We start from the raw sequence: 13504 nt of genomic DNA on the forward strand, positions 1-13504 counted from the left end.
TCTGGATCCCGTGCGTCTCGGCTGCGGATAACGTGGCGTGTGCGAAGCACGCCACGGATGCTAGGAAGATCGCGGCGATGGTCGCGATCTTCGTTGGTGTTGTGAACCGCCACCTTTTTAACATCATCAGCATGTCACCTCTTCTCCAAAAAATGGGCATCATTTCACTTTAGTTTTTGCAGAATGGCTCGGAAGATGCGCGCAAGCTCAAAAATTAACATTTTTGGGCGTATCTGCTCTGTTTTATGGGGTGATCTGCTTTTGCTGGTGCTGAGACTGCCTTTTTCGGCGGCTCAGTCGCGGGTTGCTACTTTTTATCTGCTGAGCCTGCTTTTTTGACAGGCTCAGCTTCATTTTGCGGGGGGATCTGCTTTTTCTGGTGCCGAGACTGCCTTTTTCGAAGGCTCAGTCGCGGGTTGCTACTTTTTATCTGCTGAGCCTGCTTTTTTGGCAGGCTCAGCTCTGCTTTGCGGGGGGATCTGCTTTTTCTGGTGCTGAGACTGCTTTTTTCGAAGGCTCAGTCACAGGTTGCTGCTTTTTATCTGCTGAGCCTGCTTTTTTGGCAGGCTCAGCTCTGCTTTGCTGGGTGATCTGCTTTTTCTGGAGCGGAGACTGCCTTTTTCGAAGGCTCAGTCACGGGTTGCTACTTTTTATCTGCTGAGCCTGCTTTTTTGGCAGGCTCAGCTTCATTTTGCGGGGGGATCTGCTTTTGCTGGTGCCGAGACTGCCTTTTTCGGCGGCTCAGTAACGGGTTGCTGCTTTTTATCTGCTGAGCCTGCTTTTTTGGCAGGCTCAGCTCTGCTTTGCGGGGTGATCTGCTTTTTCTGGAACCGAGACTGCCTTTTTCGAAGGCTCAGTCGCGGGTTGCTACTTTTTATCTGCTGAGCCTGCTTTTTTGGCAGGCTCAGCTCTGCTTTGCGGGGTGATCTGCTTTTTCTGGAGCCGAGACTGCCTTTTTCGAAGGCTCAGTCGCGGGTTGCTACTTTTTATCTGCTGAGCCTGCTTTTTTGACAGGCTCAGCTTCATTTTGCGGGGTGATCTGCTTTTTCTGGTGCCGAGCCTGCCTTTTTCGGCGGCTCAGTCGCGGGTTGCTACTTTTTATCTGCTGAGCCTGCTTTTTTGGCAGGCTCAGCTCTGCTTTGCGGGGTGATCTACTTTTTGGACGTTTCAGCACATGCAATCAAGTTGAAATTGGTTGCGATTCCGGCAAAGGCTCGTTGAGGGGTTGGGGGTCGGGGTGGGGGTCGGGGTGGGGGTCGGGGTCGGGGTCGGGGTCGGGGTCGGGGTCGGGGTCGGGGTCGGGGTCGGGGTCGGGGTCGGGGTCGGGGTCGGGGTCGGGGTCGGGGTCGGGGTCGGGGTCGGGGTTTGGGGTTTGGGGTTTGGGGTTTGGGGTTTGGGGTTTGGGGTTTGGGGTTTGGGGTTTGGGGTTTGGGGTTTGGGGTTTGGGGTTTGGGGTTTGGGGTTTGGGGTTCGGTTTTGGCTCGGGGTCGAGGTTGGAGGTAGCGGTCGCGAAGGCACTCGTCAGAATTTTCATTACGGTTTGCACGGCGGCTTGAGTTCCATTTCAAGTTGCTTTTCCAAGTTAAAGGCCATTCCAAGAGGAGCGTCCGTGTCTAGAGGTGGTTGTTTCTTTCTATTATCGCAAGAAAAGAGGTCAAGCAGCCTCAGCCACCCAACCTCTTTGGTCACTCACACTTTGCGCTTGTTGTAGCCTCGGTCATCAAAAGGCTGCAGCTCCTCGAGCCATTTGTCTTCGAGCTTCTTCAGAGCATCGTTTTCGTCGAAGTAGCCGGTCTCTTTCACTTCAAGCACTTCTAGTACTTCCAGCACGAAAGCATCACTGCCGAATTCGTTCCACTCTTTCTGCAGCGGTTTGTTCCGGTGATTCCCCATTTCAAGCTCAAGACGCTTGCCGTTCATCGTTCTTAAATTTTTCGTGCCTACAACCCACCGTTTGTCGTTGATTGTGTTGCGAAATTGAAAAACCCCAGCTTCTTTCTTCGTTTCTTTGTATTGCAGCTGTAGTTCTTGCCTGCGGTTCATTTCATCTGGCTCCTTTTTGTTCATGTTGTTCCGATCATCCTTTTAACCAATATTGGCTGCCGTCAGGTTCGCGATCGAGTAAACCATATTCAATTAAATATCTGCGTAATTTGACATAGTCATGGAATGCCGGTTCAAGTATCTCATTAACTTCTTGTTCATTGTAAAAGTGATCCGGTTCAAACCGTTTAGCAATTTCGCGCAGCACTACAACTTTGTGCTTTTCTTGCTGTGTGAAGGAGAGCAATTCACCGTCAGAGCCATTCGGGAAATATTTTTTGATGATTTTAGCTTTCTCATCTTCGGTAATATTATAACGTTCATCCACCATTTTGGCGGTTTTTGGGATATCTACAAAAGCAGGCGCATGTTGGTCTTTGTCCTTCAAAAGCTCCATCAACACCAGAAATACTTTGGCCTGACGTTCCTTCTCCTTCAAACCAAACCGATGGTTACGAATGGTGGAGGCACTCCCGATGCTCAATTCTTCTTGAATGTCGCTGTCGCTTTTTCCCTCGTAGAACAGCTTCAGCAAGCTATTCTGATGATCGGTAAGTCCGGTCAGTTTCTTGTCTAGGCTGATCAAATACTGAAAAACCGAACCATGGGCCTCCCCAATATGCCATTTCATATACCGCTCAGCATCATACAAAAGCTCATCTACCGGATATATAACACCCTTTTCGCTTCTTTTGCCGCATAACAAACAAATATGGTCATCTTCAGCCTGCACGTAGCCGCGCTTCCATTCCTCGAATGAGGCTTGCCAGAACCTTTCTGACATTTCCAATTCAAACACTCCTCGGAAAAGTTTATATTATACTAGACATTATATTATTTCGTTTATTAAAATGTCAATTAAACACAAAAAAGAATCCCTTTATTTCAGGATTCCATGATCATTCCTTTTCAATTCAACCTCGAGAATTGCGCATCGCAAATAATAGCTTGGGGCCTTCAGTCCCTTGGCTGCCAGCTTCAATAAACTGCTGATACGCTTCAGATTCCACGGGATAGATCGCTATTTTCCCCTCATCATTGTAATGCACGCCCCAGCCGTATTTCTTCGGAAGCATGGACGCTCTTAAGCACGGATGACTTTTGGCAAAAAGCGCTTCGCGGATTTCCTCGCCGCCAGCTTCAATTTCGTCCGGCGGAATTTGCTTGTGCTGCACATGCACTTGGTAGATAAGCTCACCTTGTGTAAAGGAATACGGGTTTTGTGACAGCAGCTCATACTGGATTAAATGGGCGGTTTTGCTTTCCTTTTTCATCGCTGGGACAATGCCCATTTCAACCGGACAGTCAGCCGAAACCTGAATAAAGGTATTGGTATAACTCATTTTCGCATCGTCATAAGCCATCTGGATTACCCTCCTTCTTCTGCCAGAAGAATCAATTTGTTGACGGTTTCCCAATTACGCGTTGTTGCCGTTACACCTAATTTCTTCTCTAGAAAATTGTTGCTGAATTTGGATTCCCCATAATTTTTACGAATAAGCAAATAAACAGTTAAGCCTATGACACGGAACTCGTCCACTTCATTTTGAAAGGATTCGAATTTAGCGAGACGTTCCGCCGATGGCAGTTGGGATAGGAAGGTGATATATCTGGATTCATTTTCTTCCGTTTTTATGACAGCATGCGGTGTTTGGTTAACAACCTCTTTGAACTGATCAACGGTACGAATAACAACAGGAATGTCGAAGTTAAGTTGACTTAGCAGCTCGCTGACAATACGATCTCTGACTTCAGCCTGACCATCGTCACTATTGAAAATGACATTTCCGCTTTGAATATAGGTAATAACCTTTTGATAACCCATCGACTCAAAAATATCTCGCAGCTTATCCATTTTTATGATCTTTTGACCGCTTACATTAATTCCGCGCAAAAGTGCGATATACCTTGGCATGCCCTAACCTCACTATTTTTGATTCCATTATACACCAATTAGCCTGATATTTCTTTGCTTTTCGCTGCGATGTAGGCAGCTACTCCGTCTTGATCATTACATGAAATCACTTCATCTGCCATTAGCAAAAGATCTGGATGCGCATTCGCCACAGCAACTTTAGTACCTGCTGCAAGAAACATGCCTACATCATTTAAATTATCGCCAAAAACAGTAACATCCACACCAGCACATCCAACATAGGCTGCCCAAAGCCGCAAGCCTTCCTGTTTGTTCGCCAAAGGATGACTGAACTCAAGGAAATAGTGATCTTTGATATACGTGTCCTTCATCAAATGAAGGTGAACCCGCTCCCCCAACACCGTAATGACGGCATTTTTCAACGGGATAAGCTCATCGAGATGACCAATAAACGTGATGATGAGCGTCCGCAAATGTTGCGGACATTCGAGCTCAGCTACTTCATGAAATCTCGGATCATTTGGCCGACTAGCTGCGAATTCAAGATCTCCCGTGCGGAACAGCTTTTCATGCCACACACGTTCTTGATCCTCCTTATCCAGTGCGAACAAAAGCGGCATGATGCCGAGAGATCTGCCTAACTGAAGAATCACATTTGTCGTTTCAGGATCCAGCCAATATCCGTCCAGCACGCTTTTGTGCACAGGATCATACAGCAAGGCGCCATTATAGAGTACCAATGGATAGATCCATGGAATTTGTGAAACAATCGCATTCGAGCTTTGATAGCTGCGTGCCGTAGCATAGCTAATGATCGCGCCTTCCTCCAAACTGTCTTTGAGCACTCTGATCGTAAATTCAGACAACGTAGCATTAGAACTCAGCAGTGTTCCATCTAAATCAGTCAAATATATCGCTTTGTTCATGACACTCTCCTTCTCGACGATGCCGACTCCATTAATTTTATTATGATTTCATGGTATAGTATACTTTTGGCAAATATCTATGCAGGAGTGAACAATAATCATGGAGCATCCCTCCAGCACCAACTACGAAATCGCGCAAGTCTGTTTACTCGCAGGCAAAATTATGCTAGAAAATGGCGGCGAAACCTACCGCGTTGAAGATACGATGAGCCATGTGGCCAAAGCCTTTGGCATTCCTAACTCACATAGCTTTGTGACGCCTACCGGCATCATATTCTCTATTGATGGTCCAGAGCAAACGACCCGCCTTATCCGTATTTCCGCCCGTTCTACCGATCTGCATAAAGTGACGGTCGTGAATGCGATTTCCAGACGAATCAGCAGAGGCGAGCTTGCCCCGTCTGAGGCTTATCGGCTGCTGGAAGAGATCGAGGCTGCCAAAGCCGGATATCCGACGTGGATCAAAATCTTATCCGCAGCCATTGCCAGCGGTTGTTTCTTAATGATGTTTCAAGGCAAATGGTCAGATTTCCTGCCTGCTTTCGTTGCCGGTGGTGCTGGCTTTGCATTCCTTGGCTATTTTCACCGCTTAGTGCCCATCAAGTTTTTTGCCGAGTTTCTGGCTTCCTTGCTCATTGGGACGATGGCGTTCCTCTTCGTATCCCTCAAGCTGGGACATGATCTGGATATCATCATCATCGGCTCCGTTATGCCGCTCGTCCCTGGCCTGCTCATCACGAATGCGGTAAGAGATTTAATGGCTGGACATTTCGTATCCGGCGTTTCCAAAGGGGCAGAAGCTTTCTTAACCGCTTTTGCCATTGGAGCCGGCATCGCTTTCGTGCTTTCCTTTTATAGCGGGGAGGGAATGATGGGATGATGCTTCAGCAGCTCCTCACGAGCTTTATCGCAACAGCCGCTTTCGCTATCCTTTTCAACGTGCCCAAACGATCGCTTATACAGTGTGGTTTCGTGGGTATGGTGGGTTGGATGCTGTACGTATCTTGTCAATTGATTCCCCTTAATCCCATTTTGGCTACATTGATCGCTTCATTTTTCGTTACCGTAGTCAGCCAATTTTTCGCTAAAATCTACAAAACACCTGTCATCGTCTTTAGCGTCTCTGGGATTATCCCGTTAGTTCCCGGCGGTTTAGCCTATGATGCTATGAGGAATGTCGTCCTCAATAACTACGATTTGGCCGTACAGCTGGCTGCAAAAGCGTTTATGCTCTCCGGTGCTATCGCTATCGGTCTCGTCTTCTCAGAAGTCATCCATCATTTATTTCGACGTGTTAAAGCATGAACCAACGCCTATTTCCCAATAGGCAGCACCCCGCTTATAGTTTATACCTATAAACATAATCGGTTTTATGTCTTAGATTTCTCACCGTTTTCCAGTTAGAATGAACTCCATAACCAAGCAAGCATTCAGCAGAACGGAGTGGATCTATCCATGAATAAGCAGTCAAATGAGAATATTACGATGAAATTTAATGAAGTAGCTGAAAAGTATGACAGCCAGCGAAGAAAGCTGATTCCCTGTTTCGACGACTTCTACCAGACGGCCGCTGCTTTGGCTCAAACCAACCAGCCAGCGCCGCGAATACTGGACCTAGGTGCCGGTACAGGACTTTTCTCATCTTATATCCTTGAGCAAAATCCTGCCGCCAAACTCACCTTAATCGATCTTTCACAGGGGATGCTTGACGTTGCCAAGCTTCGTTTTGGAAACAATCAACCTAACATAACGATGTTTACCGGCGATTACAGTACGTTCGAAAGCTCTGAGCCTTTTGACTGTATCGTCTCTGCCCTCTCCATCCATCATCTGGAGGATGCTGCGAAGCAAATCTTATTTGATCACATTTATAAACTGCTTAAGCCAGGCGGCCTTTTCGTCAACGCAGATCAAGTGCTGGGCAGCAGCCCCTTTCTCGATCAGCTTTACCGTTCCGATTGGGAGGCCAAAATAGAAGCAACCGACTTAAGCTATGAAGCCTTGCAAGCCGCTTACGAAAGAACGAAGCTGGATAAGATGGCTCCCCTTGATCAGCAGCTGGATTGGCTGCGAACCAGTGGTTTCATTGACGTCGACTGCGTCTACAAATATTATAATTTCGTCGTCATGTATGCTCGCAAACCAAGCGTGTAGCATATTACCATATGTTCGGTTTGGCCACCATGAACCACATCATGGAGAGCGTAATAATCACATACCAGATTAACGCTTTGCGCAGCTTATTTACCAAGTCATTACGATCTTCATGAGGCGCTTTGAGCTTGCGCAGCAGGGGTGAAAAGGCGCGCGCAATAAAGTACAGGGAAGCGACCATAATCAACACGGTGACAACAATCCAAGACGTGTCCCACGTCCACGACGTTATCCATGTAAGAATAATACCGGTTGCCACAAGCACATGACCGGCATGCTTCGTTAGACGCACCGTGATACGGAACGGCTCGAGATAATCAGGCAGCTGCTCGAAAGGCGCGGTACGAATTTTGGCCAGCAGCGGGAATAAAACAAAATAAGGCCCTATGCTTAATACAACACTGAAAATATGGAGATACAAAAGGCAAACATACCAACTCAATACCATCATCCATTCTATGTAAAAAATTGAGAAAACCTCTACCGAGGCCATTCAAAGATGAGCGACCGCGTTCAGAGGCAGGTTTTATCGCCAAATAGAAAGACGTTTTCGGAGACCGAAAACTTATACTTTCTATTGTGGTTAACAAAACAGTGCAGATCCTTAGATCCGCACTGTTTTTCGTTTGTTTTTATTCCGCTTTTTGGAATTCATGAACCCATACTTTCATTTGCGGCAGCCATGGCATACCTGGATGAATGGATAGAATGCTATCGCGGTATTCATCGACAGTTTCATGTCCTTCAGCCTTTGCATCTTCAACAGTTAATTCACCTAGTGATTGTTGGTACACTTTCGTCACCGTGAATGAGTTACCATTCAGCTCCATCGTTTCACCGATATCGGCATAGCGCCCATTGCGTCTGCAAGCTGTTTTGGATCCAGCGAGTACTTTGCTAACTTCTGCTTCTTTGGTTACAAGTCGGTCGATCGAACACGTTTTTGGTGGTAAGGTTTCGTTCATTTCTTTTCCCTCCTTTTGGCAGTTTTCATTATACCGAATGCTATCGCGTTTGTCGAACAAGCTTTCATACGAACGCGTTTATTCTCTCAATGCCTCTTTCAGCTTCGTCGACATCGTATCCATGGCTTCACCGGATGGCCGTTTCACACCGCGTAATCTGGCAATTTCTTGTTTCAACCGCTCGTTCTCCTGCTTTAATTTCTTATTTTCCGCCATATAAGCTTCCATTTGCGCATTTTCTTGATTGTCCATGCGTACACCTTACCTTTCCGAAAAAATACCCCTTGCTGCCTGTAGATTATCACGTCGGATTCTCTCCATGCGCCAAAGGGGTACATATCGTTTTATTTCTTCAAGTCAATGGTATATAGTCTTGCTCTTTCGCCCCAAACCTCGCCTGGCTCAAGCGATACCAAACCGATTTGATCGGCAGGCAGATCGACATTCGGTGCATTCACCAGATTCATTTGCGGTTCCGGACAGAAAAACCCTTCCGAAGCGCCATTATTCCAGATCATCCATTGCTTGTAGGAGGTTCCTACATCATAGACCAGTTTGATCCCTTCGCGTGAATCTGTCAACTCCATATAATTGCGGCCGTTCTGCGGTGCTGTCGTATAGTGGTTGTCCATGGATGCAAAGAACGGCGACAAGCCGCCTACTTTCATCTTCGCTTCATCCGCTGTTAACGGTTGGTATTCCCCCGTCGGCAGCATTCTTTCATTTAGCTTCCAGCGGTTGCCGATCGTCATTTTGAACCCATAATCGGAAGGCTGGCTGTTCGGTGCAAAAGGCGCATTAATCGTCGTATGATAAGCCAACAAACACGGCATAGCGTCTGTACCTTCATTATGTACAGAGATATCTTGATGTAAACCGGACTCATTTAATGTGTATGTCAAACGAATTGTAAAAGCATGCGGTAAATACGCATAAACGGAGTGGCCTTCTCTCACTTGTAAAACCAAGGTCACATGACTTTCTGATTCGTCCGCGCCGAATTTCTCAACAGCCCATGGAATATTGTGTACAAAACCGTGCAAATGGTTGCCTGTTGCGGGCTCATTCACTGGGAATTCATACACCTTGCCATTCCAAGGAAATTTACCATCCTGGTAACGATTAGGCGGGAATAGCACTGGAATGCCATGTACGATTGGACGCTCTTTGAACGAATCCATCTCTGCTAAAGAGGGCTCGCGCAAAAACTTATATTCTTTCTCCGTATCTCTAAATGCAATGAGATTAGCTCCGATTTCAGGTAAAACAACCGCTTCATAACGGCCAGCCTGCAGCCAAATCGCCTTCTCTCCTTGATAAGTACCTTCATACGCTTTCGTCGTCATTTCGTGTTAGCCTCCCACAATACTGTCCCATCGAGGACAAGCTTATATGAATTCACTTTATAGCATCTTAAATAAAGAAGTCAATGGATGAAAATTTTACCGACATCGATAAATGTGACTTTTCTTTTGTAGCAATTGAAAATAGCTGCCCCCTATGGAGATAAGCCCAGTTTAGAGCAGTTATATGCGCAAGCGAAAGCCGCCTTGCCTCAAGGCTCACTTTGGCTCAGTTAGCGCGTAATTCCTGCGATTATGCATGCTTTTCGTCTTGGAAACGGGGGTAATAAGGAAAAGCCTGCGATTATGCATCCTTTAGAGACCCTTTTGCTATTTCAGGATGGAAAAGCTGAGAAAGCCTGCATAATCGCAGGCTTTCTGATGTTTTCACGCGATCCGCCCCCAAAAGCCTGCATTTACGCAGGTTTTCAGATTAGGCAAGTTATGGTCATTACCTATATGTTCGCGCAACACTGCACATAGTTTGGGCCGGCTTCCGTATCTTCGCTTAGCGTTTCCACGCCACTTCGCTCCAGCGAAGCTCATTGCGGAACTGCAAAGGATTCGTATGTTTATTAATAATTACAACTTCCACGCCTGCTAACTCAGCCCAATCAACCAACTGCTCTGTACTCACGTTATAAGAGAATACCGTGTGATGTGCACCGCCCGCATAAATCCAAGTTTCAGCAGAGTCACGCAAGGAAGGCTGCGGCTTCCACAGCACGCGTGCTACCGGCAATTTCGGCATAGTTTTAGCTGGTTGAACAGCATCTACTTCGTTAATCAGCAATCGGAACCGGTTGCCCATATCAATCAGCGATGCATTCAGAGCAGCACCGGAAGAACCGTCAAATACAAGGCGAGCAGGATCGTCTTTGCCGCCAATACCAAGCGGGTGAACCTCAATTTTCGGGCGCGTAGCGGCAATTGTCGGACAGATTTCAAGCATATGTGCACCGAGAACCAGTTCTTGACCTGGCTCCATATGGTATGTGTAATCTTCCATGAAGGACGTGCCTTTGTTATTTGCGATGATTTTCATCACGCGTGTCAGTGCGGCTGTTTTCCAGTCGCCTTCTCCGCCGAAGCCATAACCTTGCTCCATCAAACGTTGAACGGCAAGACCTGGAAGCTGCTTCAGTCCATGCAAATCCTCAAAAGTCGTCGTAAATGCACCGAAGCCGCCTTCTTCCAAGAAGCCCTTCAGTCCGAGCTCAATACGTGCTTGCTCACGAATAGCCTCGCGTACAGAACCTGCTGAGCGGCCTTCTTCTGTGATATCATACTTTTCGCTGTATTCATCCATTAATTGATCCACTTGAGACTCCGTAATATCCCCTACACGCTCGACGAGATCACCAACGCCATACCCATTGATGGACCAGCCAAATTTGATTTGAGCTTCCACTTTATCGCCTTCTGTCACTGCAACCTGACGCATGTTATCGCCAAATCGCGCTACTTTCAGACTGCGTCCTTCAACGAACGCAACAGCCGTACGCATCCACCCTGCTATGCGGCTAAGGACAGCCGGATCTTCCCAATAACCAACAACCACTTTGCGGGAAATGCCCATGCGTGCACCGATGAAGCCGTACTCACGATCACCATGAGCCGCTTGATTCAGGTTCATGAAGTCCATGTCGATCGTTTCCCACGGAATATCGCGGTTGAACTGTGTATGCAGGTGCAACAGCGGCTTGCGGTATTCGGCTAAGCCGGCAATCCACATTTTGGCTGGGGAGAAAGTATGCATCCAAGTGACAATACCGGCACAGGAATCGTCTGCATTCGCATCCAAACATAGTCGGCGGATCGCGTCAGGTGTCGTAAGTACTGGTTTGAAAATCAATTTGCTAGGAATGGACTTATGACCGTCAATGCCTTCTGTCATTTGTTTGGAATGCTCTTCCACTTGAAGCAAAGTCTCTGGTCCATATAAATGTTGACTCCCGGTTACGAACCAAAATACTTTCTCTTTAAAAGGGTTCATGCTAGTTAGCCTCCTTGGTTGATTGGGTGTAAGCTTTCTATGAATGAATTGGCAATTAATTAATGGCGAGCTTCCTCACGAATGGAGCGCAGCCGCTTCATGACATCATTTTCTCCGCGTCCAAAATAGTCATGGAGCTTGCTGTACTCTTGATACAGCTTCTCATACACAGCCACATTATCTGCGATAGGTTTGAAAGTCTCTTTACGTACTCGTGCCATTCGCTGAGCGGCATCGACGATACTGTCATAGCCACCACTAGCCGCACCAGCGGCAACAGCTCCGAACATCGCTGCTCCCAGTGCCGGTGTTTGTTTGGAATCGGCAATTTTAATCTCACGATTCGTAACATCAGCATAAATTTGCATCAATAGGCGATTCTTTTGCGGTAAACCACCACAGGCGTATAATTCCTGAACTTCAACACCGTTGCTGTGAAAAGCATCGACGATTTTGCGCGTGCCAAATGCGGTTGCTTCCAACAGAGTGCGATAAATCTCTTCCGGCTTCGTCAATAAAGAATAACCAAGAATAACACCGTTTAGTTCAGTATCCACAAGCACTGAACGATTTCCGTTCCACCAATCCAAAGCGAGCAAGCCCGTTTCACCTGGTTTGTAAGCGGATGCAAGACGTTCCAACCATTCATGGACATTCACACCTTCTTGCTCCGCTGCCACCTGCACATACGCAGGAACTCCCTGTTCCACATACCAAGCAAAAATATCCCCAACCGCAGACTGTCCTGCTTCATATCCTAAGTATCCCGGGATAATGCCGTCTTCCACAACGCCGCACATGCCTTCGACTTGCCTTTCTTCCGTTCCAATCAGCATATGACAAATGGAAGTTCCCATCGCCATAACCAGCTTGCCAGGTGTAACAACCCCAACTCCTGGCACTGCGGCATGCGCATCCACATTCCCTACGGCAACAGCCGTTCCGGCTTGCAAGCCCATTAACTGCGCCATTGCTGTGGTGAGTTCACCCGCTTTGGTTCCGAGTGGCACCACATCACCGCGAAGCTTCGTTTCCGTCAAATTCTCGAGATGGGGATCCAAAGCTTTGAAGAATTCCTTGCTCGGATAGCCGTCTTTTTTATGCCAAATCGATTTGTAGCCGGCGGTACAGCTATTGCGGACGATATCCGCTTGACCCGTCATTTGGGAGACAACCCAATCTGCTGCTTCCAAAAAGCGGTCTGTTTGCTCATAAATATCAGGAGCTTCATTCACAATTTGCCAAATCTTCGCAATCATCCACTCGGATGAAATTTTGCCGCCGTAACGTGGCAGGAAGGCTTCTCCTCTGCTTTCTGCGATCTCATTGATCAAGTTCGCCTCATCCTGCGCAGCGTGGTGCTTCCAAAGTTTGACCCAGCTATGCGGATTGGAAGTCAGTGCGGGATTGAAACAAAGCGGCCGCCCCTGCTGATCGATAGGAAGCATCGTACAAGCTGTGAAATCAATGCCCAGGCCAATAACATCTGCCGGATCTACACCGGAAGCTTTCATTACTGCAGGTACAGATTGGGTTAATACATCTATGTAATCCTGCGGATGCTGCAAAGCCCAATCATACTCAAGCTTAATTCCCGATACAGGCAGCTTCTCATCAATTACATTATGCGGGTATGGGGTTACATGATCGGCTACCTCTGTGCCGTCACTCAAATCAACCAGCACGGCACGGCCGGATTCTGTTCCATAATCAACGCCAATCGCGTATTTTTTGGACATGGAGAACCTCCTTCAAATTAATGTGTCTCTAGAAACGAGTATATCACTTGTACGTACAAGTTGACTACAACTTTTTTACCATAAGAAAAGGCAAGCCCGCAAGCGGATACAACAAATTTGCAGCAGGACGGCAGATCATGCATTTCACCTTCTTTGCGGATTGTACATAGACCTATTTCGATTAGAGTTGATCTGTATCTTCATCTGGAGCTTAGACGTCGGTTAACAACTTATTCTTCTCAGTGGAATTCGTCCAATGAAACCAGCCTTCAGAGGGCTTATTGCATGCTTACACTGGAAATAATCCAATGAAATCTCCATAAACCTCAAAAATACCTGCTTTTCGGTTCGGCCCCTTAATTATGGAGTCCATCTGCTAAATGCTCTCGCTCTCGCAGTTTTTCATTTTTCTCATTTCTCTAAACACACTAAACCGAAATTTCTATGGCTTCTAATTTTTTA

14 protein-coding genes are annotated in these 13504 nt (G+C 46.9%); 3 read left to right on the forward strand and 11 right to left on the reverse strand.

Annotation, left to right across the window (positions count from 1 at the left end):
* Positions 1 to 1689: 1689 nt before the first annotated feature.
* From HQN90_RS16405 to HQN90_RS16425, 5 genes are all read right to left on the reverse strand, one after another.
* Complete coding sequence (locus HQN90_RS16405; RefSeq protein WP_420851053.1) at positions 1690 to 2067, reverse strand: GIY-YIG nuclease family protein; 378 nt, start codon at positions 2065 to 2067, stop codon at positions 1690 to 1692.
* 10 nt (positions 2068 to 2077) lie between these two features.
* Positions 2078 to 2833 (reverse strand): DUF2087 domain-containing protein, encoded by a 756-nt coding sequence (locus HQN90_RS16410; RefSeq protein WP_173220545.1) that lies wholly within the window; start codon positions 2831 to 2833, stop codon positions 2078 to 2080.
* Between the two features lie 124 nt (positions 2834 to 2957).
* Positions 2958 to 3407: a DUF6157 family protein gene (locus HQN90_RS16415; protein ID WP_246362487.1), complete on the reverse strand. Its 450-nt coding sequence runs from the start codon at positions 3405 to 3407 to the stop codon at positions 2958 to 2960.
* Between the two features lie 5 nt (positions 3408 to 3412).
* Positions 3413 to 3958 carry a DUF1697 domain-containing protein gene (locus HQN90_RS16420; protein WP_173220547.1) on the reverse strand — a complete coding sequence of 182 codons (546 nt, stop codon included), beginning with the start codon at positions 3956 to 3958 and terminating at the stop codon, positions 3413 to 3415.
* 38 nt (positions 3959 to 3996) lie between these two features.
* A complete protein-coding gene (locus HQN90_RS16425) occupies positions 3997 to 4845 on the reverse strand; it encodes an HAD-IIB family hydrolase (RefSeq protein ID WP_173220549.1) in 849 nt (282 codons plus the stop codon).
* A gap of 100 nt (positions 4846 to 4945) precedes the next feature.
* Here HQN90_RS16425 and HQN90_RS16430 point away from each other — a divergent pair, with 100 nt between their 5' ends.
* From HQN90_RS16430 to HQN90_RS16440, 3 genes are all read left to right on the forward strand, one after another.
* Positions 4946 to 5725 (forward strand): threonine/serine exporter family protein, encoded by a 780-nt coding sequence (locus HQN90_RS16430; RefSeq protein WP_173220551.1) that lies wholly within the window; start codon positions 4946 to 4948, stop codon positions 5723 to 5725.
* On the forward strand, positions 5722 to 6150 hold the full coding sequence (locus tag HQN90_RS16435; RefSeq protein WP_173220553.1) for a threonine/serine exporter family protein: 429 nt from the start codon (positions 5722 to 5724) through the stop codon (positions 6148 to 6150). Before HQN90_RS16430 ends, HQN90_RS16435 begins: the two co-directional genes overlap by 4 nt.
* 150 nt (positions 6151 to 6300) lie before the next feature.
* Positions 6301 to 6999: a class I SAM-dependent methyltransferase gene (locus HQN90_RS16440; RefSeq protein ID WP_173220555.1), complete on the forward strand. Its 699-nt coding sequence runs from the start codon at positions 6301 to 6303 to the stop codon at positions 6997 to 6999.
* A gap of 4 nt (positions 7000 to 7003) precedes the next feature.
* Here HQN90_RS16440 and HQN90_RS16445 read toward each other — a convergent pair whose 3' ends face one another.
* The 6 genes from HQN90_RS16445 to HQN90_RS16470 form a co-directional block, all read right to left on the reverse strand.
* Positions 7004 to 7441 (reverse strand): DUF2269 family protein, encoded by a 438-nt coding sequence (locus tag HQN90_RS16445; RefSeq protein WP_246362489.1) that lies wholly within the window; start codon positions 7439 to 7441, stop codon positions 7004 to 7006.
* A 190-nt stretch (positions 7442 to 7631) separates the two neighbouring features.
* The gene (locus HQN90_RS16450; protein WP_173220557.1) at positions 7632 to 7964 is read right to left on the reverse strand and encodes an ASCH domain-containing protein; all 333 of its coding nucleotides are present in this window, start codon (positions 7962 to 7964) and stop codon (positions 7632 to 7634) included.
* 78 nt (positions 7965 to 8042) lie between these two features.
* Positions 8043 to 8216, reverse strand: a complete 174-nt coding sequence (locus HQN90_RS16455; RefSeq protein WP_173220559.1) for a hypothetical protein — start codon at positions 8214 to 8216, stop codon at positions 8043 to 8045.
* A 92-nt stretch (positions 8217 to 8308) separates the two neighbouring features.
* Positions 8309 to 9310 carry an aldose 1-epimerase gene (locus HQN90_RS16460; RefSeq protein WP_173220562.1) on the reverse strand — a complete coding sequence of 334 codons (1002 nt, stop codon included), beginning with the start codon at positions 9308 to 9310 and terminating at the stop codon, positions 8309 to 8311.
* Between the two features lie 505 nt (positions 9311 to 9815).
* Complete coding sequence (gene araA / locus HQN90_RS16465; protein WP_173220564.1) at positions 9816 to 11303, reverse strand: L-arabinose isomerase; 1488 nt, start codon at positions 11301 to 11303, stop codon at positions 9816 to 9818.
* Positions 11304 to 11362: 59 nt separating this feature from the next.
* Positions 11363 to 13042 (reverse strand): ribulokinase, encoded by a 1680-nt coding sequence (locus HQN90_RS16470; protein WP_173220566.1) that lies wholly within the window; start codon positions 13040 to 13042, stop codon positions 11363 to 11365.
* Positions 13043 to 13504: the final 462 nt, after the last annotated feature.

The organism is Paenibacillus alba, assembly GCF_013204855.1.
Taxonomy (GTDB): Bacteria; Bacillota; Bacilli; order Paenibacillales; family NBRC-103111; genus Paenibacillus_E; species Paenibacillus_E alba.